We start from the raw sequence: 22,622 nt of genomic DNA, 5'->3' as shown, positions 1-22,622 counted from the left end.
GTAGTTCACCGCCTTGGCCAGCGCGACCGCCTGCTCGCCCATCTTGCGGCGGGTCGTCTCGTCGAGCAGCGGCGACGGCGCTTCCTCGATGACTTTCTGGTTGCGGCGCTGGATCGAGCATTCGCGCTCGCCGAGATAGATCACGTTGCCATGCTTGTCGCCGAGCACCTGGATCTCGATGTGCCTGGGATCGACGATGAACTTCTCGATGAAGACGCGGTCGTCGCCGAACGACGACTTCGCTTCGGCCTTCGCCAGATTAAAGCCTTCGGCGACCTCGGACTTCGAATGCGCGATGCGCATGCCCTTGCCGCCGCCGCCGGCCGAGGCCTTGATCATCACGGGATAGCCGATCTCCTCGGCGATCTGTACCGCGTGCTTGTCGTCCTCGATGACGCCGAGATGGCCCGGGACGGTCGAGACTTTGGCTTTGGCGGCCGCCTTCTTGGATTCGATCTTGTCGCCCATCGCGGCGATCGCGCCGGGGTTGGGGCCGATGAACACGACGCCGGCGGCTTCCAGGGCGCGCGGAAACGCCTCACGCTCGGACAGGAAGCCGTAGCCGGGATGCACCGCCTGGGCGCCGGTCTTGCGGCAGGCCTCGACGATTTTGTCGATCAGAAGGTAGCTTTCGGCGGCCGCGGGCGGGCCGATCAGCACGGCCTCGTCGGCCATCTCGACATGCAGCGCGTCGCGGTCGGCCTCGGAATAGACGGCGACCGTCTCAATGCCCATACGGCGCGCAGTCTTGATGACCCGGCAGGCGATCTCGCCGCGGTTGGCGATCAGGATTCGTTTGAACATGCTCTTCTTGCTTGGGCTTTTCGGATTTGGGTAGGATCCTCCCCGCGCAATCCGGCACGGGCGATTGGCGTAACCACTCCGTGGTACAGCAAAACGCCCCGGAGGCAACGGTCTAATCGCGGCCCTGTCCGGCGCCGGGCTGTCCCTTGACGGTAGCCCGCGGGGTATTTCAGCCCGAATAGGTCTTGAAGCGGCCACGCGCATAGGCGTTGGAGACCGCTTTCATCAGCTCGCTGACCTCATTCTCCAGGAATTCATTGGCAACGATCAGCGCGCGGATGGTCGCGCGCATGTCGCCGCCGCAGGCCGCGATGGCCTGGTCGATGGCCGCTTCCAGCCCGTCATCGTCGTCGGAATCGGGTTGGGCCGAGGTCATCGCAAGTATCCGGATCAGTGTGGCGAAGCCCCATGTTCTTCTTTTGTTCTGACGAAGTCAACCGGCCCTTTGAGCCAATGCCGAATCCCCGACATTCCCATCCAGCGAAGCAGACTGTGCGGCGGAGTGTCGGTGACGATTGCGGACAGACCATCGATCCATGCCCGCTTGGTTTGATCCCGTCAGCCTGTGCTAGTAAATCCCTGACATCAGCCAGGCACCCGAAATGAAGAAAATGCGATCCCGCGCTGCCCTCCTCGCGACGTTGCTCCTGACGTGTCTGTCCGCCCCGCCCGCCTTCGCCGCGTCAGCCGTGATCAAGGACGGTGGCACCGTCCAGCTCGGCAGCACGACCTACCGGCTCGACGGCATCGATGCGCCGGCGATCGATCAGCTCTGCATCGACGAGCATGCCGATGTCTGGAGCTGCGGGGTCGAGGCGCGCGACCAGCTGACGAAGCTGATCGGCGGCAAGCCGATCCATTGCGACGATATCGGTGCCGACCCCAGCTTCAAGAAACGCCGCCTCGGCGTCTGCAAGATCGAGGGCGACCCGACCAGCCTCAGCGAGCTGCTGGTCCGCCAGGGCTACGCCTTGAACGTCGAGGCATCGGCCACCGGCCGGTTCAAGCCCGACGAGGCCGCGGCTAGGGACAATCGTGCCGGCCTGTGGAAAGGCTGCTTCGTCGCGCCGCGCGACTTTCGTATCGGCAAGAAGGACGGCGCCCTGCTCGGCAACTCCTGTCCCGCCAATCGCGAGCAGCAGATCCGCGATGCGCTTTTCCCGGCCAACCTGCCGATGCCGGCCGCCTGCAACATCAAGGGCAAATATGCCGTGCGCGCCCGCGTCACCGGCAATATCGGCATCTACCATCTGCAGGCCTGCCGCAGCTATCCCGGACTGGCACAGGATCACTGGTTCTGCTCCGAGGAGGATGCACAGGCTGCCGGGTTCCGCAGAGCCTATAATTGCCGTGCCGGCAGCAAGGGCAAGTGACGGCAGCAAAATCACCGCTGGCAAAGCCGCCTCGTCCTGTGTGAAACTGGTTCGAAGAGGTTGCCGGCGCGATGACCCCTTCAGATCCCGATGTTCTCCCCGAAGCTGCGGCCGCCGAACGGCTGCGGCAGCATCTTGAGGAGATGGCGCGCGAGCGCGACCGCGCCCATCGCGAGCTGCAGGAGCGCGAGGCGGAGCTGGCGCGGATCCAGCGCATCGCGCGGGTGGGCGGGCTCGAGATCGACTTCCGCGACGGCGTCAGGAACCGCCGCTCGCCCGAATATCTGCTGGTCCACGGACTGCCGGACGACCACGTCAACGAGGCCTACGAGAACTGGATCGCGCGCATCCATCCCGAGGACCGCGAGCGCACGATTGCGCACCTGTTCGACGCGCTCAAGAACGGCGGTGAGGACTATACCGACGAATACCGGATCATCCGTCCGAACGACGGCGAGAGCCGCTGGATCCGCGTCGTCGCCAAGATCGAGCGTGACCGCAACGGTCGTGCGCTGCGCCTGGTCGGCGCCGATCTCGATGTCACCGACCAGATGCTGGCGCAGGAGACATTGCGCGAGAGCGAGGAGCGCTTCCGCCTGATCGCCGACAGCGCGCCGGTGCCGATCTGGGTGACCAAGCTCGACCGCACGCGTTCCTTCGCCAACCAGGCCTATCTCGACTTCCTCGGCCTGCCGTTCGAGGAAGCCATCGTGTTCGACTGGCGCAAGGCGCTGCATCCGGACGACCTCCCCCGCATCCTGCAGGAGCAGATCTCCGGCGAGCTGTCGCTGAAGCCGTTCGTGCTGGAGGCGCGCTACCGCAACGCCGCCGGTGACTGGCGCTGGCTGCGCTCGGAGTCGCAGCCGCGCTGGGATGCGAACGGCAAGCATATCGGCTTCATCGGCGTCGCCCACGACATCACCGCCGCCAAGGAAGCCGAGATCGAGCTGCGCAAGCTCAACGAGTCGCTGGAGCGGCGCATCCGCGAACGTACCGCGCAACTCGAATCGCGCGAGGCGCAGACGCGCGCGATTCTGGAGACCAGCCACCAATATCAGATGCTGCTCAACCAGGACGGCAACCTGCTCTACACCAACCAGACCGCGCTGGCCGGAATCCGTGCTGAAGCAGCCGAGGTCGTAGGCAAGCTGTTCTGGGAAACGCCATGGTTTGCCGCGACCGAGGGTATGTCGCATATGATCAGGGACGCATTCGCGGACGTGATGCGTGGCGAGGAGGTCAAGGTCGAGCTGCAGCTGCGCCTGCCGATTGGCGAGCGCTATTTCGACTTCGCGATGCGGCCGCTGCACGACCAGCACGGCGGCATTGTCGGCGCAGTGCCCGAGGCCGTCGACATCACCGAACGGCGCCACGGCGAGGAAGCCCTGCGGCAATCGCAGAAGATGGAGGCGGTCGGCCAGCTCACCGGCGGCGTGGCGCACGACTTCAACAACCTGCTCACCATCATCCGCTCCGCGACCGACTTCCTGCGCCGTCGCGAGCTCCCCGACGAGCGCCGCCGCCGCTACATCGATGCGATCTCGGAGACCGTCGAGCGGGCCTCCAAGCTGACCGCCCAGTTGCTGGCATTTGCGCGCCGGCAGCCGTTGAAGCCCGAGGTCTTCAATGTCGGCGCCCAGGTCGACAGCGTGGCGCAGTTGGTCCGCCCGCTGGTCGGCGGCCGCATTCAGATCGAGGTCCGGATCGACGATCCCGACTGCTTTGCCATCGCGGATATCGGCCAGTTCGAGACTGCGCTGATCAACCTTGCGGTCAACGGCCGCGATGCCATGAACGGCGAGGGTCTGCTGACGATCAGGGTCAGGAAAGTCCAGCATATCCCCGCGCTTCGCGCGCAGGCCTCGCGCAGCGGCGACTTCGTCGCGATCTCGATCCAGGATACCGGCAGCGGCATCTCGGCGGAAAACCTCGACGCGATCTTCGAGCCGTTCTTCACGACCAAGGAGGTCGGCAAGGGAACCGGGCTCGGATTGAGCCAGGCCTTCGGCTTCGTCAAGCAGTCCGATGGCGAGATCGAGGTCACCAGCACGCTCGGACATGGCGCGACCTTCACCATCTACCTGCCGCAGGCGATGCGGCCACTCGATACGAAGGTCGCGGCCGTCTCAGGCAGCGAGCACGCCTCGATCGGCCGCGGCTATCGCGTGCTGGTCGTGGAGGACAATGACGAGGTCGGCCAGTTCTCCACCGAACTGCTGGAGGACCTCGGCTACTCGGTTAAGCGCGCCGCCAGCGCCAATGCGGCGCTCGCGATGCTTTCCGAAGACGAGTTCGCCGCCGATCTCGTATTCTCCGACGTGATCATGCCCGGCATGAACGGCGTCGAGCTCGCCGGCATCATCCGCGACCGCTTCCCCGGCCTGCCGGTGGTGCTGACCAGCGGCTACAGCAACGTGCTGGCCGAGAACGCCCATAGCGGCTTCGAGCTGATTCAGAAGCCCTATTCGGTCGAGGCGCTGTCGCGCACCCTGCGCAAGGCGATCGCCGAGCAGCGGGCGACTGCCGCAAAGCCGTAAGCGCCCTGCACGGCGCCGGCTGACGCCTATGTCGTGGCGAGATCGATCAAGGCAATGCCGAGATCCGGCCGCTTCCGACGGCGAAGTTTTGCCGGCGCTTCCGTGAGCACGACCTCGAGCGTCGGCCGCACCGTTCCGGCGAGCAGATGTCCGCCGCGCGTCGAACCATCGGACAGTCCGAGCACGATATGGACGTGCAGGCTCGCCTTGCCGTCGTCGCCGGTTGCGACGTCACCGAGCGCGCTCAGCACCTCGCACTGCTCGTTGACCTCTATCTTCCGGTAGCTCTTTGAGGCGAAATCGAACCAGCCGACGGTCGCCCGCTCGAACGCGCCGATCGCGGTCAGCGACGCCGCCGATACTTTTTCCTCATTGGCGAACTTCGTCAGCGCGGCGAACGCTTCCTCACCACCGTCGAGCACAACGACGTGGACCTGCGCGCCAGGCGCGTTTGATACCAGCCTGCTCTTCATGATCGCCTCTATGCCGGGAGCTTTCACTCTCAATCCGGGACGGCGCGGATCGTTCCTGCGGGCAGGACCGGCAGAACGCGGCGCGCTCAGGCGGCGTCCTCGACGCCGACGCCGTCGGCCGCCAGCAGCACGCGGACATCCTGCGCCGGAACCGGCTTGCTGAAGAGATAGCCCTGCATCTGGGTGCAGCCGAGCATCTGCACGGTATCGCGCTGCTGGTCGGTCTCGACGCCTTCGGCGGTCGTGATCATGTTGCGGTCGGCGGCAATCGAGACCACGGCGCGAATGATCGACGCCGAGCCGGTGTTGCCGGTCACTTCCTTGACGAAGCTGCGGTCGATCTTGATCTTGTCGAACGGGAAACGCTGCAGATATTGCAGCGACGAGTAGCCGGTTCCGAAATCGTCGAGCGCGATGTGGACGCCGAGGGCACGAAGCTGGCCGAGCGTGACCAGCGCCGCGTCGTCATCGGCGATCAGCACCGCCTCGGTGATCTCGAGTTCGAGCCGCCGCGGGTCGAGCCCGCTGTCGGCGAGCGCGCTCGCGACCTTGAGCGCCAGCGTCTCCGACTTGAACTGGACCGGCGAAACGTTGACCGCGACGCGCACATGCGCCGGCCAGTTTGCCGCCTCGTTACAGGCAGTGCGCAGCACCCACTGGCCGATCTCCTCGATCAGGCCGGTTTCCTCGGCGATCGGCACGAATTCCGCCGGCGAAATCATGCCGCGGACCGGATGCCGCCAGCGCAGCAGCGCCTCGCAGCAAGTCACTTCGTCGCTGCGCAGGTCGACCAGCGGCTGGTAGTGCAGCTCGAAGCCATCTTCGCTGAGGGCGGTCCGCATGTCCGCCTCGAGGGCGCGGCGCAGATTGGCCTGCTTCTCCATCGCCGGATCGAAGAAGCGGTAGGTCCTGCGGCCGGCCGCCTTGGCGGCGTACATCGCAAGGTCGGCGCATTTGAGCAAGCCGAACAGGTCGGTGCCATGGCGTGGCGCGATCGCGATCCCGATGCTGGCATCGCCCGACAGACGATGGCCGTGGCAATCGAACGGCGCGCGCAGCGACTGGTAGATGCGCGCGACCAGGTCGCTGACATCGTCATCCGAGACGACATCGTGCTGGACGATGGCGAACTCGTCGCCGCCGAGGCGCGCGACGAAGTCGTTCGGGCCGACCGCCTGGCGCAGCTTCTCCGCAACGCCCCGCAAGAATTCATCGCCGATCGGATGACCCAGCGTGTCGTTGATGCGCTTGAACTCGTCGATGTCGATATAGTGGATCGCGAAGGTGGGCGCGGTGGGCTCCAGCAGCAGCCCTTCCGCATGGCGCTGCAGCAGCGCCCGGTTCGGCAATCTGGTCAGCGCATCGTAATGCGCGAGATATTCGATCCTGGCTTGCGCGCGCCGCCCTTCGGTGACGTCCTCGAGCGTGGTGGCCCAGCCGCCGTCGGGCGAGCGCTTGTAGACCAGGCGGATGTTGCGGCCGTCGGGCGTCGAGACCACGGTGTCCTGGACCTTGTCGCTCTCTGGATTGATGAAGCGGGCGCAATATTCGTCGACATCGCCGACGAACGAGCCTGTCTGCTGCCGATGCAGGATCAGGTCGCGCAGATGGCATCCGGGCTTCGCAACGTCAGGCGAGAGCCCGAACATATCGATATATTGCTGATTGCAGATCACCAGCCGTGCCGAGGCGTCGAACAGCAGCAGCGCCTGCGTCATGGTGTTGATCGCAGTGTCGAGGTGCTGGCTCTTCTCGCTCAGCCGGCGCCGGGCTGCATCGTGCTGACGCTGCAGCTGGCGGACGATCAGGAAGATCGTCACCACGACGATGAGGACCGCGAGCACCGCGGCGCAGAATTGCAGCTTGGTCTGGGCGCGCCAGTCCGCCAGCGCGCTCGAGGTCTGGGTCGTCGCCAGGATCAGGATCGGAAAATGCGCCAGCGATCTGACCGCCCCGACGTTGTCCTCGCCCGACAGGTTGGAGAAGCGGCCCGACGTGTTGCCGCCCAGGCTCAGCACCTTGCGGAATAGCGGCTGGTCGACGATGTTGCGGCCGACCACGCTGGCATCCTGCGGATAGCGTGCGATGATGGTGCCATCACGGTGGATCATCGAGATCACGGTATCGCCACTGAGCGCCAGCGAGGCGACGAAATCCTCGAAATGACTGGGCTCGACGCCGCGGCTGGCAAAACCGATGATCTCGCCGTTGCGGCCGGTGATCTTGCGTGCAAAGATCGTGGTCCAGTTGCCGGTCACCTTGCTCATCGCGGGCTCGACGATGACCGGTGACGTCGGCCTTCCTGAGGTGAACTCCTTGAAATAGCGCCGGTCTGAAATGCTGATGTCCTGCACCGGCCACATCCCGGACGAGTTGATCAGCCAGCCCTTGGCGTTGAACAGATTGAGCCCGCCGACATGCGGCAGCGCCGCCAGCCGCGTGCGCAGCATCTCGTGCGCGCTGAGCAGCGACATCGATCGCTCGAACTGGTCGGCGGTGTCGATCTGGCCGGCGCGCAGGTAGCTGACGATGTCGTCGTGGACATGCTGGAGATCGCCGAGCTGCTGATCGAAATGCCGCGACAGCAATAGCGCGGTTTTGTTCAGCTCGCGTTCGGACGCTTCGAGCGTGCGTTCGCGGAACTGCAGGGCGAGGTAGCCGGTGCCGAGCGTGATCGCGAGCACCAGCAGCGCGGCGCTCAGCACCAGCCATTGAATGGCGCCGGCGCGCGGCGCGTGCCGTGCGCCTTCACCCAACAGCCACCGGCTTTCCGGCATCCCGCTGTTCGTTGAACAAACTGACATTTTCCTGCCCCTGCGGGTGCCCTTGTAAGGGACCACAACCCAAGGGGTGGTTAGGAAAGTCAGTTATCGGACGGTTAAGACAACCGCGCAGTCGGCCCGCGGCGGCGCATGTTTCATGTCGCGGACGGGTGCGGTATCAACGCCGCCGAAACCGGATTGATCGCGCAATGGATGCACTCACGCTGTTCGGATTGTTCGCCGTGACGATGATGCTCGTCTGCTATGCGGCCGAAGATCGCAGCCCGTGGTTCGTCCTGGCTTTCGCCGCCGCCTGCGCGCTCGGTTCGATTTACGGCTTCCTGCAGGGCGCGTGGCCGTTCGGCCTCGTGGAAGCGGTCTGGGCCATGGTCGCTGCGCGACGGTGGTGGATCCGGCGCAGCGCGAACGGCGCGTCACGTTATAGTATCCAGCGTGATTCCGTCGCCAACCCAACTTGAACCCACGGGCTGACGGCGCTAACAAGGATGCATGGATGCGTCGCGAGCCCTCAGTCAGTCGGTCCCTCGCGCAACAGGATGGCGTCGCTGGCGCAGCCTGCTTGCGGGACTGATATCGCTCGCACTGGTGTTGTCCCTGTATCACCCCTGCACCTGCGATAGCCTAGATGACGCAGGGCCAGCCGTCTCCATTGTTCAGTCGACGAACGATAGCGGCGACAGGACTCCGGTCCATCCGGCTTCGCTCCATTGCGACCACTGCCTGACGCACGTCGCGCCCATGGCGCTGCAGGAGGCCGTGATTTCCATCGAATATGCGCAGCATCGGTATGCCGACACGAGCATGCGGCTGCCCGCCTCGGCCGACCGCCTCTCTCCGTTCAAACCACCACGCGCCTGATCCGGTCGGCATGACCGGGCGTGTCTCGCCGCCCTCAGGCCGCGAGCACGTTTTCCGCACAGATCGATGTTGCGACAGCGCACGGCCGCCGGCCTGCGCTGCGGAGAGGCGCAGATGAAACGGATCGTTGTATTTTTTGCCGGTGTCGCCGCCGGCATCGGCCTGGTCGTTCTGGCCGCCGGCTGGATCGGCTGGCCGGTGACCCTACGCGGCTCGACGCAGGAGGCCACGAGCACGTCCTCGCCGACGGCCGAGGCCCGCCATCACGCGCCCGGGCATATCGAGCTCGGCGAGGATCAGGTCCGCGACGCCGGCATCACGCTGACGAAGACCAGCGGCGGCATGCTGAAGCGCCATTTCCTCGCGCCGGGTTCGCTGATTCCCGACGCCGACCATATCGGCCGCGTCTCGGTGCGGGTGCTCGGGACGGTCACCGAACTGCGCAAGCGGCTCGGCGACAGCGTCGAGAAGGGCGAGATCGTCGCGGCGATCGAGAGCCGCGAGGTGGCCGACGCCAAGAGCGGATATCTCGCCGCGCTTCTGACCAACGACCTGCAGCAGACGCTCTACAACAGGCAGAAGACACTGGTGGAAAGCCGCACCGTCTCGGAGAACGAGTTCCTGCGCACCCGGCTGAGCGCGAACGATGCCCAGATCAAGCTCGACGGCGCACGGCAGAAACTGTTCGCACTGGGCCTGTCGGAAAGCGAGATCGCCGACCTGCCGAACCAGCCGCCGGAAAGCCTGCGGACGCAATTCCTGCGCGCGCCGATCAGCGGCCGGATCTCCGAACGGCGCGTCGACCTCGGCGGCCTGATCGGGCGCGAGGGCCAGGAGAGCGAGCTCTACGTGATCGTCAATCTCGATGACATCTGGGTCGACCTTGCGGTTTCACCCGAAGACATTGCCGCGGTCCGCGAAGGCGCATCGGTCAAGATCCGCGCGATCGGCACCGATGACGAAGCCAGCGCCGGCGTGATCTTCGTCAGCCCCCTGCTCGACCGCGAGACGCGCAACGCGCGCGTGATCGCGACGATGCCCAACAAGGATCATCGCTGGAAGCCCGGCACCTTCGTCACCGCGGAAGTGCCGCTCGCGGGCGCGCCGTCCACCGTGATCGTCCCCAAGAAGGCGATTCAGACCGTCAAGGGCACGCCGACCGTGTTCGTGCGCGATGCCGACGGCTTCGAGGCCAGGTCGGTGCGGATTGGCCGCGAGGACGACGACGATATCGAGATCGTGGCCGGCCTCGCTCCCGGCGAGACCATCGCGGTGCAAAACACTTTCACGCTCAAGGCCGAGCTCGAGAAGGACGAGGCGGAGCACAGCCATGATTGAGCGCATCATCGGTCTTGCGATCCAGCGCCGCTGGGTCGTCGTCGCGCTGGCGGCGATCCTGCTGTTCCTCGGCGGAATCGCGTTGACGCGGTTGCCGATCGACGCCGTCCCCGACATCACGAACAAGCAGGTCCAGATCAACACCACGGCGCCGGCGCTGTCGCCGGTGGAGATCGAGAAGCAGATCACCTTTCCGATCGAGACAGCGCTGGCGGGCGCGCCGGGCCTCGAGAGCACGCGCTCGCTGTCCCGCAACGGCTTCTCGCAGATCACCGCCGTGTTCAGCGAGGCGACCGACATCTATTTTGCGCGCCAGCAGATCGGCGAGCGCCTGACCGAAGTCCGCGCGCGCCTGCCGCAGGGTATCGAACCACGGATCGGCCCGACCTCGACCGGGCTCGGCGAGATCTACATGTGGACGGTCCACTACTCTGCGCAGCCCGTGCAGAGCGACGGCACGCCGGGTCTGCAAAAGGATGGCCGCGTCCTCACCACCGACGGTCAGGTCCTCCAGAGCGAGGTCGAGAAGGACGCCTATCTGCGCACGGTGCAGGATTGGATCATCAAGCCGCAGATCAAGATGGTGCCCGGCGTCGCCGGCGTCGATTCGATCGGCGGTTATCTGAAGCAGTATCAGGTCAACCCCGACACAGCGAAGCTGATCGCGCTCGGTCTCACCTTTGCCGACGTCGCCAAGGCGATCGAGAGTAACAATGTCAGTCGTGGCGCGCGCTATATCGAGCGCAACGGCGAAGGTTTTGTGGTGCGCTCCGGCGGCCGCCTCGAAAATGTCGAGGAGCTCGGCACCGTCGTCGTCACAACCCGCGGCGGCGTGCCGGTGCGGGTCCGCGACATCGCGACCGTATCGATCGGTGGCGAAACCCGGACCGGCAGCGCCAGCGAGAACGGCCGTGAGGTCGTGGTCGGCACGGCTCTGATGTTGATCGGCGCCAACAGCCGAACGGTGTCGGCTGCGGTCGACGCCAAGTTGCGGGCGATCGCGCCGTCTTTGCCGCCCGGTGTTGAGGTCGAGACCGTGCTCGATCGCACCCAGCTTGTCGATGCGACCATCGGCACGGTGGCGCGCAATCTCAGCGAAGGCGCTCTGCTCGTGATCGCGGTGCTGTTCGTGCTGCTGGGCAATTTCCGAGCGGCGCTGATCACAGCGCTGGTGATCCCGATCGCCATGCTGATGACCGCCATCGGGATGTGGCAGGGACGCATCAGCGCCAACCTGATGAGCCTCGGGGCGCTGGATTTCGGCCTGATCGTCGACGGCGCCGTCATCATCACTGAGAACAGCCTGCGCCATCTCGCCGAGAAGCAGCAGGCGCTCGGCCGTGTGCTCAGCCGCGACGAGCGGCTGGCGACGGTACGCGCCTCCGCGGTGGAAATGCTGCAGCCTAGCCTTTACGGCCAGGCCATCATCCTCCTGGTCTATGTGCCGCTGCTCACCTTCACCGGCGTCGAAGGCAAGATGTTCGAGCCGATGGCACTCACCGTGATCCTCGCGCTCGCCGCGGCCTTCGTGCTGTCGCTGACGCTGGTGCCGGCGCTGATCGCGATCGCCATCACCGGCCGCGTGCAGGAGAAGGAAAACCGCCTCGTTGCCGCGCTGAAGCGCTGGTACAGCCCGCTGCTGCGGCGCTCGGTTGCAACCCCCGTACCCGTCATTACAGTGGCGGTCGTGCTGTTCGCAGCCGCCCTGTTCGGATGCTCGCGCCTCGGCCAAGAGTTCATCCCGTCGCTCGACGAGAAAAACATCGCCATGCATGCGCTGCGGATTCCGAGTACAGCATTGTCACAGTCGCAGGCGATGCAGCTGTCGGTCGAGAAGACCGTCAGCCGCTTCCCGCAGGTGTCGTTCGTCTTCTCCAAGACCGGCACTGCGGAGGTGGCGAACGATCCGATGCCGCCGAACGCGTCCGACACCTTCATCATCCTCAAGCCGCGCGAGCAGTGGCCGGATCCGTCGATGACCAAGGAGCAACTGATCGAGGACATCGCCAAGGCGGTAGGCCGCTTGCCCGGCAACGTCTATGAATTCACCCAGCCGATCCAGATGCGCTTCAACGAGCTGCTGGCCGGCGTTCGCGGCGATATCGCGATCAAGGTATTCGGCGACGAGTTCGAGCCGATGCAGAAAGCGGCCGACCAGGTTGCAGCGGCGCTGCGCAGCGTACGCGGCGCGACCGACGTCAAGGTCGAGCAGACCAGCGGCCTCCCCATCCTCGAGATCAAGGTCGACAAGGCGGCGATCGCCCGGCGCGGCCTCAGTGTCTCTTCCGTGCACGACGTGATCGGCGCCGCGGTCGGCGGTCAGGATGCCGGCGTCGTCTATGAGGGCGATCGCAGCTTCGACATCGTGGTGCGGCTGCCGGAGAGCGTGCGCTCCGATCTGGAAGCGCTGAGCAATTTGCCGGTCGCATTGCCGAAGACAGCGCCGAGCTCGCCGGTGCAGAGCCTGCCGCTCAACCGCGTCGCCCAGTTCTCCTTCACCGAGGGGCCGAACCAGATCAGCCGCGAGAACGGCAAGCGCCGCATCGTGGTGACGGCCAATGTCCGCGGCCGCGATCTCGGCTCTGTCGTCGAAGAGGCCCAGGCCAAGGTCGCGCAATCGGTCAGGCTGCCGCCGGGCTACTGGATGACCTGGGGCGGCCAGTCGGAAAATCTCGCCGCCGCGCGCCAGCGGCTCGCCGTCGTCGTGCCGGCCTGCTTTGCGATGATCTTCCTGCTGCTGCTCGCGGCGATGGGTTCGGCGCGCGATGCGCTGCTGGTGTTCAGCGCGGTGCCGCTGGCGCTGACTGGCGGCGTCGCCGCGCTGTGGCTGCGCGGCATGCCGTTCTCGATCTCGGCTGCGGTGGGCTTCATCGCGCTGTCGGGGGTCGCAGTGCTGAACGGGCTGGTGATGCTGAGCTACATTCGCCAGCTGCGCGAGCGCGGCGTGCCGATGCGCTCGGCGATCGAGCAAGGCGCCCTCACCCGTTTCCGGCCGGTGGTGATGACCGCGCTGGTGGCCTCGCTCGGATTCGTGCCGATGGCCTTCGGCACCGGCACCGGCGCAGAGGTGCAGAAGCCGCTTGCCACCGTCGTGATCGGCGGCCTGATCAGCGCGACCCTGCTGACGCTCGCCGTGCTGCCGGCGCTCTATGCCCAGTACGGTCATGCCGGTAAGCTGGCGCGCGGCGAGAGCACGGCGGTTCAGCCGGCGGAATGACGGCTGGTTGAGGGCGGCTGCACTGGAAAAACTCCACTGTTATCGCCGCAAGAAAGCGCTGTTACAATTCTGTCATGTGGCAAAACTAAACGAAGGCAGCGGCGATCCGCCGCGGCCAGCCTCACGGGGGAATAGAAATGCGTCGTGCCATCACCTTGCTGTCCGCCAGCATGATCGCGCTCTCCGCGGGCGCCGCCTCCGCGCAGAACGCCAAGCCCCGCAACCTCATCCTGTTCGTCCCGGACGGCCTGCGCGGCGGCATCGTGACGCCGGAGACCGCGCCAGCGATGGCCGCGATCCGCGACAAGGGCGTCAACTTCAAGAATTCGCACTCGCTGTTTCCCACCTTCACCATGGCGAACAGCTCGGCGCTGTCGACCGGCCATTATCTCGGCGACACCGGCACCTTCTCCAACACGATCTTTACCGGCTACACTTCGGCACCGGCCGGCGATACCGTCGTTCCCTTCATCGAGAATGACGCCGTGCTCGCCGACGTCGACGATCACTTCAACGGCGACTATCTCAACGAGGAGACGCTGCTGAAGATGGCCCGCAGCCAGGGCTTCAGCACGGCGGCGATCGGCAAGGTCGGTCCCACGTTGCTGTTCGACCACACCGATCGCGGCAAGAACACCATCGTGGTCGACGATTCCACCGGCGGCAAGACCGGCGTGCCGCTATCCGAGGAGATGAAGGACGCGCTGATCAAGGCCGGCCTGCCGCTGGCGACCCCGAGCCGTGGCGACAATTCCAAGGCCGGTGACGCCAAGACGCCGGGCACCACGGTCGCCAATGTCGCGCAGCAGGCCTATATGGCCGATGTCGCCACCAAGGTGGTGCTGCCGATGTTCAAGGCGCGCAACAAGCCGTTCGTGCTGGTGTTCTGGTCGCGCGATCCCGACGGCAGCCAGCACAACACCGGCGACAGCCTCAACACCATCACCCCCGGCATCAATGGCCCGACCTCGATGGCCGGCATCAAGAATGCCGACAACAACCTCGCGCAGCTGCGCAAGACGCTCGACGAACTCGGCCTCGCCGACAGCACCAACATCATCGTCTCCTCCGACCACGGCTTCTCGACGATCTCGAAGGACAGCAAGACCAGCCCCTCGGCCAAGATCGCCTACGACGACACGCCGAAGGATTTCCTCCCGATGGGCTTTCTGGCGATCGACCTCGCCAAGGCGCTGAACCTGCCGCTGTTCGACCCCAACGACAAGAACGCCAAGGTCGCCGACAACGCTCACCCGAAGGCCGGCAACGGCGTGCTCGGCGAGGACCCCGCCAAGCCCGACGTCGTGATCGCGACCAATGGCGGTTCGGACCTGATCTATCTGCCGAACCAGGACAAGAAGCTTGCGGACCGCGTCGTCAAGGCACTGCTCGAGCAGGACTATGTCAGCGGTCTCTTTGTCGATGACAGGCTCGGCAGCTTCGCCGGCACGCTGCCGATGTCGAGCCTCAATCTGAAGGGCAAGGCGGTGACGCCCAATCCGGCGATCGTGGTCAACTTCCGCTCCTGGTCGAGCGGCTGCGAGATCCCGACCAACTGCTCGGTGCAGATCGCCGACACGGTGCTGCGGCAGGGCCAGGGGATGCATGGCAGCTTCAGCCGCGGCGACACCTTCAACTTCACCGCGGCGATCGGCCCCGACTTCAAGTCGGGCTATGTCGATGCCCTCCCCGTCAGCAACGCGGACGTCGGCATGACCGCGGCGGGGCTGCTCGACCTGCGCACGCCCGGCCATGGCAAGCTGGTCGGCCGGGTGATGACCGAGGCGATGCCGAACGGCGCCACCCCGAAGATGAGCGATGGCACGATCAGCTCGAAACCGGCGGCGAACGGCCTGCGCACCGTGCTGAAGTACCAGCGCGTCGCCAACACCCGCTATTTCGACGTCGCGGGATTCCCGGGGCGGACGCTCGGGCTCGAAACCGAGGGCAAACAGAAAACGGCGGGGAAATAGCCCCGCCGTCTCGGCCAAATCCATCGTTCGGGGATGATGTTCATATCATCCCGAAGGTCACATCATCCCGATGTCGAACACGTTGGGGAGCTTGGTTGCGAGCGGCAGCGCGGCTGCGCCGACCAGCGTCGCCACCATTGCCGCCAGCGCGCGACCCGCGCGGCGCTTGCCGCGCATCTGGCCCGCGATCCACTCCAGCACCTTGGTGTCGATCTTGGCTCCTTGCGTCGGCGCCCAGTCCTCGATGTCGGTGTCGGCGGCCAGCGCCACGGTGCGCGGCGGCACCGGCAGGCCGGACTCGGAAGCGGCGTGATGGGCGATCGCCTTGGCGAGCAGGTCGTCGAACCTGCCGTCATCGCTGCGCTCGGCCGCGGCCTCGTTGATCGCGAACAGCGCCTCGACCTCGGCCCGGCTGACGGGCTGATGGTCGACCGCCGATGCCGTCAGGATGCGCGCGCACCAAGCGGCGTCATCGGCATCGAGCGAGCGGGAGAAATGGATGCGGCCTCGGGTGGTCGGGCCTTCGCCGGTGATGACGCCGTCGCGGACGATGGTCAGTGCATGGGCGGCGGTCTTGCGGCAGGACGGATGCAACGCACCGCTGAGAGACTCAGCGGTCTTGGTACTCGGGGCAGACATTGTTGGAGCTTTCAATTCCTATCTCAGGCCAGCTTTTCCACGCGGGCGTAAACGAGTGGTTAATGATTCGGAACTTGCGTTCCGAGATTTTTAGATGGTTGCCATTTGGTCGCCGGGACCCATGTCATGGTTCGGTCGTATAGCAACCGGGGCCGGCGTGATGGCGGCGGGAAGCGGCAATATCTGGGCATTTCCAAGCTTTTCGTGTCGCATCGGTTATTTCGTCGCAGGCGCGGGGATCAAAAGAAGGTGTTATGAGTTCCGGCGTTGAGAGAAGAATTTCACCTTTTTCATCAGCCGGTTCACTTGAGCCTTTGCGGGCCGTATACTGACGCGGACGCCTCTAACACGAATTCAACAGCAACTTCAATAAGATGAGGTAAGATCATGGCACTCCAGATTGGCGCACTCGCCCCCGACTTCGAAGCTGAGACCACTGAAGGTAAAATCCGCTTCCACGACTGGATCGGCAACAGCTGGGCCCTGCTGTTCTCCCATCCCAAGGACTTCACTCCGGTCTGCACCACCGAACTCGGCGCGCTCGCCAAGCTGAAGCCGGAGTTCGACAAGCGCGGCGTCAAGCTGATGGGCTTGTCGGTCGACCCGGTCGACCGCCACGCCAAATGGTCCGAGGACATCAAGGAGACCCAGGGCGCCGCGCCGAACTATCCGATGATCGGCGACACCGACTTCAACGTCTCCAAGCTCTACGACATGCTGCCGGCCTCGACCTCCGGCGATCCCCTCACCCGCACCGCAGCCGACAACCAGACCGTCCGCAACGTGTTCGTGATCGGCCCGGACAAGAAGATCAAGCTGGTGATGGTCTATCCGATGACCACCGGCCGAAACTTCCAGGAGATCCTGCGCTCGATCGACTCGCTGCAGATGACCGCCAAGCACCGCGTCGCCACCCCCGCCGACTGGAAGCAGGGCGAGGACGTGATCATCGCGGGCTCGGTCAGCGACGACGAGGCCAAGACGATCTACCCGCAGGGCTGGAAGTCGCCGAAGCCATATATCCGGATCGTGCCGCAGCCGAAGTAGCAGGCTGCCATCGCGCATCAGATGGGCAAGCGGGCCTTGAGTTGGCTCCGTTCCGATGAATCGGAACGGGCCAGCGGATTTTTGTCCCGAGGCGTTTTCTTCGCGCGAAGCGGCATCCACTTCGCTTGAAAGCGCTCTAACCGCGGCGATTGACTAGCAGCACCGCAGCGGCGCAGGCTGCCATGCCCGCGATGGCGACGGTGTCCAGCCGCTCGCCAAACAGCACATAGGCCATCAGCGCGGTCACCGCCGGCACCAGATAGAACAGGCTCGCGACCGAGGTCGCGGCGTGATGGCGGATCAGCCAGTACAGCAGCGAGATCGAGCCGATCGACAGCGCGAACACCAGCCAGGCCAGCGCCAGGATGAACTCGCCGGTCCAGTGCACGACGTTGGTCTCGAACAGCCAGGCGCCGATGCCGAAGAAGATCGTCACCGCGACGTACTGCACGAGATTGCCGGCGCGCCAGTCGATCCGACTGCAATAGCGGCGCTGATACAGCGTGCCGAGCGTGATGCTGATCAGCGACACGCCGGAGGCAAACCAGCCCCAGCCCGCATCGCCCGTCATCGGCCGGTTGTGCAGGATCAGCACGACACCGGCGAGCCCCAGCACCAGCCCGCCCCATTGCAGCGGCGTGACGCGCTCGCCGAGCCAGCGATTTGCAATCGTCGAGGTCAGGATCGGTTGCAGGCCGGGGATCAGCGCCGACAGCCCGGCCGGGATTGAATGCGCGATCGCGATCGCGGTGCCGCCGAGATAAAAGCCGTGCACCAGGATGCCGGCCACCGCGCTGTGGAATACGCCGACGCGATCCGGCCATGCCGGCCGCGCGACTGCGGCGATCAGCGCCATCACCACCACCACGATCGCCATCCGGATCGCCAGGTAGGTCAGCGGCTCGGCATTGTCGATGACGTATTTGGTGCCGATGAACCCCGTGCTCCACAGCACGACAAAGATCGCCGGCGCCAGACGGGCGGCAGTTTCCTCGAAGCTCTTGTTCATTTGCCACCGTCATTGCCTGAAGATAAGGCAATGGGCAATCGCATTCATCACGGCGATTTGTATTCAACCAAGCCATGCGAATTTGCGCGCGCTACACCACCTTACCGCGGATAGACTCAAGTAGTGTTGTGCTTGAGGCAGCACTCGGCTGCGGTGAGCTTGAAAACTGGTGCTCCGGTAAGCTATCGCCGCAGGCACTCAACGAACCAGGCACAACAAGCGCCAGTCAAGACAAAGACGCCGGTCAAGAAGAGACAATGGACCAAGTGGCATTGGTCGTAGTTCGCGCAGTCGAGAGTGGCGCGACGACGACGAAGAATATTGTCGATGCGACCGGGTTATCCCGTCTCAAGGTCGAACGCGCCCTGAACGCGCTGGAGAAGCAGAAGCTGCTGTTCCGCGAGAGCAAGGGCACCTGGACGCTCGGCATTCCGGCGGCGCCCACCGTCCGGCAGTGCGGATCGTGCACGCTGTGCTGCAAGGTGCTCGAGGTCACCGACCTCAGCAAGCCGATCGACACCGTATGCAAGCACATCATGGCCGGCGGCGGGTGCGAGATCTATCAACAGCGTCCCCGGCAGTGCCGCTCGTTCAGTTGCGCCTGGTTGCAGGGCCATTTCGACGACGACTGGTTTCCCGAGAAAGCCGGCATCGTGCTGCATTTCGGCCTCGACACGCTGAATGTGCAGGTCGATATCGAGAATCCGGAGCGCTGGCGCGAGGAACCGTATTTCAGCAAACTCGTGGAATTGTCGCTCAACGGCATCAGGGTGACCGCAACCCGCCCCTACGCCACCCTCATCATCGTCGGCGAGAACAGATACCTGCTGATCGGGCGCACCATCGTTCCCGATCCAACGCTGTTCGGCACCGCCTTCGTGCCGATCACAATCGACACGTTCCGCTACTGGAAGGCGAGATCGCTGGAGCACCTGCAGCGGCTGAATGAGCGCGTCATGGAGATTCAGCGGATCCAGCAGGAATTCGGCCACTGCACGATACCCGAGGACGACGATCCGTACCCGCCCTATAGGCCTGCCCTGCTGGAACTATCAAAACTGTCGGGCCCCGCGCCGGCGAAGTAGCTTTCGCCGACCGAGCCGGCAGCGTAATCTGAAGAGTCACACCGGCAGTGGTCCCGGGCTACGCGATGGAGTTCCTCGCGAGCTCGCGGCTCACCACAGGCCCGGTTGCCGGGTCTGCTGACCATAATACTGGCCCGACGACTGTCCGTAATACTGGCCGGACTGCCCGTAACCCTGATCGCCATAGTAGGTCGGGCCACCATAATATTGCTGTTGCTGCGCGCCGCGCCGGCGTGTCGTGGTGCCGCCTTGCGGGTCCCAGCTGCGCTGGAAGAAACCGAAACCGTCGTCGTCCTCGCTGCCCCAGCCGCCGGTCCGCGCGATACGATCCTCCATCGACGGCTTGCGCGTGATGAAGCCGCCCTGCGGCTGGTTGCTCAGCACCGCGACGAACTCGGTGCGATAATTGGTCTCGCTGCTGAGCGGCTCGTCCGAGACGACGATCGAGGACCGCGGCAACGCCGTCGGGCCGATGCGGTCGAGCACATCCTGCGGGATGGTGACACGATCGAGCGCGTCCTTGGCGTTGTCGCCGCCGTCGATCGTCACCACGCTCCAGCGCAGGCCGGCGTCGCTGCGCGCCATCGCCGTGAAAATATGCGTGCCGATCGGCTTGTCCGGATCGCGGATGGTCACCGGCGCCTCGATACTCGAATCGAACACCTCGCCGCCATCGGGCCACGGCTTGTGTGTGTTGCGGCGCACGTAGACCTTCTGCGTCGAGCGGCTGATGTAGATCGAGACCGGCTCGAGCGCGAGCTTGGCCTCGGTCGCCGCCTTGGCGGTCTCGGCCTTCTTGGTCTCGGCCGCCTTGGCGGCGTCCTTTGCGGCGGCGGCTGCGTCGCGCTTCGCCGTCGCGTCGGCCTTGGCGGTATCGAGCTGGGCCGCAGCGTCGGCAGCGGCGGGAGCGGCCTTCTGCTTCGCCTCCTCGGCCTTCGCCTTGGCCTGGTCGGTCTTGGCCGCAGCGAGCGACCTCTCGGCGAAGGCGAGCTCGGCGTCGGCCTTGGTCTTGGCCTTCTGCAACTTCTGCAGCGCCGCGGCGAGCGAAGTCACGTCGCGCGCCGCGGTCGCGGCGGCCTTCTTCGCCTCGTCGGCCACCCTCGCCGCATCCGCCGCCTCGCGGGCTGCCGCCTGGGCATGGCCCGGCGCCGCCGCGATGGCATCCTTGTTCGGCACCAGCAACGCCGGATGCGAAAACTCGACCGGAGCGGCGTCGTTCGGCGAGACGATCACCCGCATCCCGATCCAGGTCTTGTCGAACAGTCTTTCGGCAAACTCGTAGGGCATCCGCACGCAGCCGTGCGAGGCTGGATAGCCCGGCAACGGTCCGCCATGCAGCGCGACTCCGTTCCAGGTGATGCGCTGCATGTTCGGCATCCAGGCATCGTCATAGAGGGTCGAATGGTGGTCCTTGTCCTTCTCGATGACGGCGAAGACGCCGGCCGGCGTCTCGCGTCCCTTGATGCCGGTCGAGACCGGCGCACGCATGATCCAGCCGTCGGCGTCGTAGAATGTGACCTGCTGCGACTTGATCGACACGATCGCCATGATCGGCGGGCCGGCCTCGCGCGGCGCCGTCGCCTCGACGGCAGCTGCGCGGCGCGCCTCACGCGCGGTGGCGGCTGTGGTCAGTCCCACCTGTGCGGCGACCGCCGCCAATGTCACAATCGCGGGAAGGCCCCAACGCCGCATCGCTCCGTTTGAGTGCGCCGTCGCCAATCGGTGTCCCATTCTCTGCCCCGGTTGAAGTGCCTGTCGGTGCCTGCGTCGATCAAGTGCCACATTACGGCTCTTGGATTAATGAACTTTCGTCACTCTCCACACGCCCAACTCGATCCAACCGCCCGATACTCGCCCCCGCTTCGTTGCCCTCGATTCCCCGGGGCTCCCGGCAGCTTTCCCTTGTAAATTCTCATATACGACGGCCCGCGCCGGAGGAAGGGCGGGCAGATGGCCGAAATTGACGCATGCGGCGCCTACAAGCCGTGCCGGCGTCATGCCGAGACCAACTCGCCAGCTCTGCGCATGATCCTCGCAGCTCGCGGCGGAAACGTGACCCGCATATTCGTTTCACCGATCAGCGCGAGGAACGCCCGCCTTGCCCAAACGTTCACGGCACATCATGCGAGCCGGCCATGCGCCGTCTGCCTCGAGGACACGAGATGCCCTACGCGTTGTTCGATCGCGACAAGCAAATCGACCGCGCCTTCCCGACCGAGAAGGAGGCGTGGGAACATGCGCTGGTATCCGGGCTGGTGCTCGATGTTCCCGTTGCCGACGAGGCTGGAGGCCAGGTGCTTCCGGAGGGCTATCACATGAAGCGGATTGCAGACGACGAAACCTTCGATCCGGCGCCCGAATGGAAGCTGCCGAAAGAGGTGTCGTGATCGTCCCAGTTCCGGCCGTGATGACCGGACTGATCCCACCCCGTGGTGCGGCATGTCGAATGACGCGCCAGCGAACGTCAACAACCGAGGATGAAGGCATTGGTCGAGACAGGCAAGATTTTCCACGTCCGCTGCGTCGACGACACGCTGGCGCGGGACACGCTTTCGGTGGGACGGGTCTATGAGGTGACGCGCGATCTCGAACGCGATGGCTATTACGAGCTGGGCGGCCTCGGCCGCTTCAGCCGCTCCAGATTCGAGGTCGTGCATCCGCAGGCCAGCAATGATCGCGTCAACGATGATCGCGTCCTGGCCCGGCTGGCATCGCGATCAAAATAGACAGGAGTGCATCGTGCCAAGAGGCGACAAGTCGAGTTACACCGACAAGCAGAAGCGGCAGGCCGAACACATCGAGGAGGGCTACGAGCACCGTGGCGTTCCGGAGCGCGAGGCCGAACGACGCGCGTGGGCCACCGTCAACAAGGAGACCCATGGCGGCAAGAAGAGCGGCTCCGGCCGGGGCAAGCGCGAGGATCATGCGCCGTCACGCAAGGGCGGCAAGCTCGGCGGCAAGGCTGCCGCGAGCCGGCCCGCCGCAGAGCGATCGCGCTCGGCGGAGAAGGCCGCCCGCACCCGAAAGCGCAAGGCCGCGTGAGAACCAAGATCGGGCAAGCACACCCTAAAGCGCGATGAAATTTGATCGAATCGTCATCGCGCTTTGGCTCTTTGTTGAGCATGATCTTTTCAGGAAACCGCTTCGCACTTTTCCGGATCATGCTTTAGCCGCCGCTCAGATGATGGGCGACTGCGAACACGGCCGCCCCGGTCAGCACGAGTGCCGATGCGGCACCGGCGACGCTTCGCGCAAGTTCGGCCTTGGACAGATTGGTTCTGGTCGCCATCGTGGCCTCCATGCTTGCGAGCAAGCCTTCAGCTGACTCGTTAGTGTGGAGCGATTCCGATGATGAAACGGCGCGATCGAAGCCCGGTTCCAATCGTAAGTCTCATCCCAACTGCGGCAACGCGCCCATCCATCCGCGGATGGATCGCTTGCGGAACCCCGGCGTTGACATGGCCGGGAGCGGGCCGCGCGGCCCGC

At 65.1% G+C, this 22,622-nt stretch carries 19 protein-coding genes; 11 read left to right on the top strand and 8 right to left on the bottom strand.

Annotation, left to right across the window (positions count from 1 at the left end; translation table 11 throughout):
• Together J6500_RS29205 and J6500_RS29200 are read right to left on the bottom strand one after the other, a co-directional pair.
• On the bottom strand, positions 1-804 hold an 804-nt coding region (locus tag J6500_RS29205), incomplete at its 3' end, for an ATP-binding protein (protein ID WP_225716161.1).
• Between the two features lie 169 nt (positions 805-973).
• Positions 974-1,180 carry a hypothetical protein gene (locus J6500_RS29200; protein ID WP_225716160.1) on the bottom strand — a complete coding sequence of 69 codons (207 nt, stop codon included), beginning with the start codon at positions 1,178-1,180 and terminating at the stop codon, positions 974-976.
• A gap of 235 nt (positions 1,181-1,415) precedes the next feature.
• Here J6500_RS29200 and J6500_RS29195 point away from each other — a divergent pair, with 235 nt between their 5' ends.
• Together J6500_RS29195 and J6500_RS29190 are read left to right on the top strand one after the other, a co-directional pair.
• Positions 1,416-2,177, top strand: a complete 762-nt coding sequence (locus J6500_RS29195; RefSeq protein WP_225716164.1) for a thermonuclease family protein — start codon at positions 1,416-1,418, stop codon at positions 2,175-2,177.
• Between the two features lie 71 nt (positions 2,178-2,248).
• Positions 2,249-4,714 (top strand): PAS domain-containing hybrid sensor histidine kinase/response regulator, encoded by a 2,466-nt coding sequence (locus tag J6500_RS29190; protein WP_225716159.1) that lies wholly within the window; start codon positions 2,249-2,251, stop codon positions 4,712-4,714.
• Between the two features lie 26 nt (positions 4,715-4,740).
• Here J6500_RS29190 and J6500_RS29185 read toward each other — a convergent pair whose 3' ends face one another.
• Together J6500_RS29185 and J6500_RS29180 are read right to left on the bottom strand one after the other, a co-directional pair.
• On the bottom strand, positions 4,741-5,187 hold the full coding sequence (locus tag J6500_RS29185; RefSeq protein ID WP_225716158.1) for a PPC domain-containing DNA-binding protein: 447 nt from the start codon (positions 5,185-5,187) through the stop codon (positions 4,741-4,743).
• 86 nt (positions 5,188-5,273) lie between these two features.
• Entirely contained in the window at positions 5,274-7,964 is a 2,691-nt protein-coding gene (locus tag J6500_RS29180) for a bifunctional diguanylate cyclase/phosphodiesterase (RefSeq protein WP_225716157.1), read from the bottom strand.
• A gap of 194 nt (positions 7,965-8,158) precedes the next feature.
• On the opposite strand from J6500_RS29180, the gene J6500_RS29175 reads away from it, so the two are divergent.
• The 4 genes from J6500_RS29175 (at position 8,159) to J6500_RS29160 (ending at position 15,356) form a co-directional block, all read left to right on the top strand.
• Complete coding sequence (locus tag J6500_RS29175; RefSeq protein WP_225716156.1) at positions 8,159-8,428, top strand: hypothetical protein; 270 nt, start codon at positions 8,159-8,161, stop codon at positions 8,426-8,428.
• Positions 8,429-8,942: 514 nt separating this feature from the next.
• Positions 8,943-10,166 (top strand): efflux RND transporter periplasmic adaptor subunit, encoded by a 1,224-nt coding sequence (locus J6500_RS29170; RefSeq protein ID WP_225716155.1) that lies wholly within the window; start codon positions 8,943-8,945, stop codon positions 10,164-10,166.
• Positions 10,159-13,383, top strand: coding sequence for an efflux RND transporter permease subunit (locus J6500_RS29165; protein WP_225716154.1), 3,225 nt, complete (start codon positions 10,159-10,161; stop codon positions 13,381-13,383). The genes J6500_RS29170 and J6500_RS29165 overlap by 8 nt, the downstream gene beginning before the upstream one ends.
• 137 nt (positions 13,384-13,520) lie before the next feature.
• Positions 13,521-15,356 carry an alkaline phosphatase family protein gene (locus J6500_RS29160; protein WP_225716153.1) on the top strand — a complete coding sequence of 612 codons (1,836 nt, stop codon included), beginning with the start codon at positions 13,521-13,523 and terminating at the stop codon, positions 15,354-15,356.
• A 57-nt stretch (positions 15,357-15,413) separates the two neighbouring features.
• On the opposite strand, the gene J6500_RS29155 is transcribed toward J6500_RS29160, so the two are convergent.
• Positions 15,414-15,995: a hypothetical protein gene (locus tag J6500_RS29155; protein WP_225716152.1), complete on the bottom strand. Its 582-nt coding sequence runs from the start codon at positions 15,993-15,995 to the stop codon at positions 15,414-15,416.
• Positions 15,996-16,382: 387 nt separating this feature from the next.
• Here J6500_RS29155 and J6500_RS29150 point away from each other — a divergent pair, with 387 nt between their 5' ends.
• A complete protein-coding gene (locus J6500_RS29150) occupies positions 16,383-17,042 on the top strand; it encodes a peroxiredoxin (RefSeq protein ID WP_225716151.1) in 660 nt (219 codons plus the stop codon).
• Positions 17,043-17,178: 136 nt separating this feature from the next.
• On the opposite strand, the gene J6500_RS29145 is transcribed toward J6500_RS29150, so the two are convergent.
• Positions 17,179-18,051 carry a DMT family transporter gene (locus J6500_RS29145; protein ID WP_225716150.1) on the bottom strand — a complete coding sequence of 291 codons (873 nt, stop codon included), beginning with the start codon at positions 18,049-18,051 and terminating at the stop codon, positions 17,179-17,181.
• Between the two features lie 257 nt (positions 18,052-18,308).
• On the opposite strand from J6500_RS29145, the gene J6500_RS29140 reads away from it, so the two are divergent.
• Positions 18,309-19,136, top strand: a complete 828-nt coding sequence (locus tag J6500_RS29140; RefSeq protein WP_225716163.1) for a YkgJ family cysteine cluster protein — start codon at positions 18,309-18,311, stop codon at positions 19,134-19,136.
• 90 nt (positions 19,137-19,226) lie between these two features.
• Here the strand turns inward: J6500_RS29140 and J6500_RS29135 are convergent, their stop codons facing one another.
• Complete coding sequence (locus tag J6500_RS29135; protein ID WP_225716149.1) at positions 19,227-20,867, bottom strand: L,D-transpeptidase; 1,641 nt, start codon at positions 20,865-20,867, stop codon at positions 19,227-19,229.
• Positions 20,868-21,298: 431 nt separating this feature from the next.
• Here J6500_RS29135 and J6500_RS29130 point away from each other — a divergent pair, with 431 nt between their 5' ends.
• The 3 genes from J6500_RS29130 to J6500_RS29120 all read left to right on the top strand — a co-directional run bounded on the left by J6500_RS29130 (position 21,299) and on the right by J6500_RS29120 (position 22,178).
• Positions 21,299-21,523 carry a hypothetical protein gene (locus J6500_RS29130; protein WP_225716148.1) on the top strand — a complete coding sequence of 75 codons (225 nt, stop codon included), beginning with the start codon at positions 21,299-21,301 and terminating at the stop codon, positions 21,521-21,523.
• A gap of 99 nt (positions 21,524-21,622) precedes the next feature.
• Positions 21,623-21,862, top strand: coding sequence for a hypothetical protein (locus J6500_RS29125; protein ID WP_225716147.1), 240 nt, complete (start codon positions 21,623-21,625; stop codon positions 21,860-21,862).
• A gap of 13 nt (positions 21,863-21,875) precedes the next feature.
• Positions 21,876-22,178, top strand: a complete 303-nt coding sequence (locus J6500_RS29120) for a plasmid stabilization protein (protein ID WP_225716146.1) — start codon at positions 21,876-21,878, stop codon at positions 22,176-22,178.
• A gap of 124 nt (positions 22,179-22,302) precedes the next feature.
• Here the strand turns inward: J6500_RS29120 and J6500_RS32035 are convergent, their stop codons facing one another.
• Positions 22,303-22,425, bottom strand: coding sequence for a hypothetical protein (locus tag J6500_RS32035; RefSeq protein WP_283842960.1), 123 nt, complete (start codon positions 22,423-22,425; stop codon positions 22,303-22,305).
• Positions 22,426-22,622: the final 197 nt, after the last annotated feature.

It is taken from the genome of Bradyrhizobium semiaridum, from assembly GCF_020329505.1.
In the GTDB taxonomy this organism is placed as follows: Bacteria; Pseudomonadota; Alphaproteobacteria; order Rhizobiales; family Xanthobacteraceae; genus Bradyrhizobium; species Bradyrhizobium semiaridum.
Note: the sequence above shows the minus strand (reverse complement) of the source record. Positions and strands in the feature narration are given on the sequence as shown.

Excerpts from the sequence above, each read along its gene's own strand:
- J6500_RS32035 (WP_283842960.1), bottom strand. The coding sequence starts at position 22,425 with ATGGCGACCAGAACCAATCTGTCCAAGGCCGAACTTGCGCGAAGCGTC.
- J6500_RS29185 (WP_225716158.1), bottom strand. The coding sequence starts at position 5,187 with ATGAAGAGCAGGCTGGTATCAAACGCGCCTGGCGCGCAGGTCCACGTC.
- J6500_RS29165 (WP_225716154.1), top strand. The coding sequence starts at position 10,159 with ATGATTGAGCGCATCATCGGTCTTGCGATCCAGCGCCGCTGGGTCGTC.
- J6500_RS29140 (WP_225716163.1), top strand. The coding sequence starts at position 18,309 with ATGGACCAAGTGGCATTGGTCGTAGTTCGCGCAGTCGAGAGTGGCGCG.
- J6500_RS29145 (WP_225716150.1), bottom strand. The coding sequence starts at position 18,051 with ATGAACAAGAGCTTCGAGGAAACTGCCGCCCGTCTGGCGCCGGCGATC.
- J6500_RS29170 (WP_225716155.1), top strand. The coding sequence starts at position 8,943 with ATGAAACGGATCGTTGTATTTTTTGCCGGTGTCGCCGCCGGCATCGGC.
- J6500_RS29195 (WP_225716164.1), top strand. The coding sequence starts at position 1,416 with ATGCGATCCCGCGCTGCCCTCCTCGCGACGTTGCTCCTGACGTGTCTG.
- J6500_RS29200 (WP_225716160.1), bottom strand. The coding sequence starts at position 1,180 with ATGACCTCGGCCCAACCCGATTCCGACGACGATGACGGGCTGGAAGCG.
- J6500_RS29155 (WP_225716152.1), bottom strand. The coding sequence starts at position 15,995 with ATGTCTGCCCCGAGTACCAAGACCGCTGAGTCTCTCAGCGGTGCGTTG.
- J6500_RS29190 (WP_225716159.1), top strand. The coding sequence starts at position 2,249 with ATGACCCCTTCAGATCCCGATGTTCTCCCCGAAGCTGCGGCCGCCGAA.
- J6500_RS29175 (WP_225716156.1), top strand. The coding sequence starts at position 8,159 with ATGGATGCACTCACGCTGTTCGGATTGTTCGCCGTGACGATGATGCTC.
- J6500_RS29130 (WP_225716148.1), top strand. The coding sequence starts at position 21,299 with ATGCCCTACGCGTTGTTCGATCGCGACAAGCAAATCGACCGCGCCTTC.
- J6500_RS29160 (WP_225716153.1), top strand. The coding sequence starts at position 13,521 with ATGCGTCGTGCCATCACCTTGCTGTCCGCCAGCATGATCGCGCTCTCC.
- J6500_RS29150 (WP_225716151.1), top strand. The coding sequence starts at position 16,383 with ATGGCACTCCAGATTGGCGCACTCGCCCCCGACTTCGAAGCTGAGACC.
- J6500_RS29135 (WP_225716149.1), bottom strand. The coding sequence starts at position 20,867 with ATGGGACACCGATTGGCGACGGCGCACTCAAACGGAGCGATGCGGCGT.
- J6500_RS29180 (WP_225716157.1), bottom strand. The coding sequence starts at position 7,964 with ATGCCGGAAAGCCGGTGGCTGTTGGGTGAAGGCGCACGGCACGCGCCG.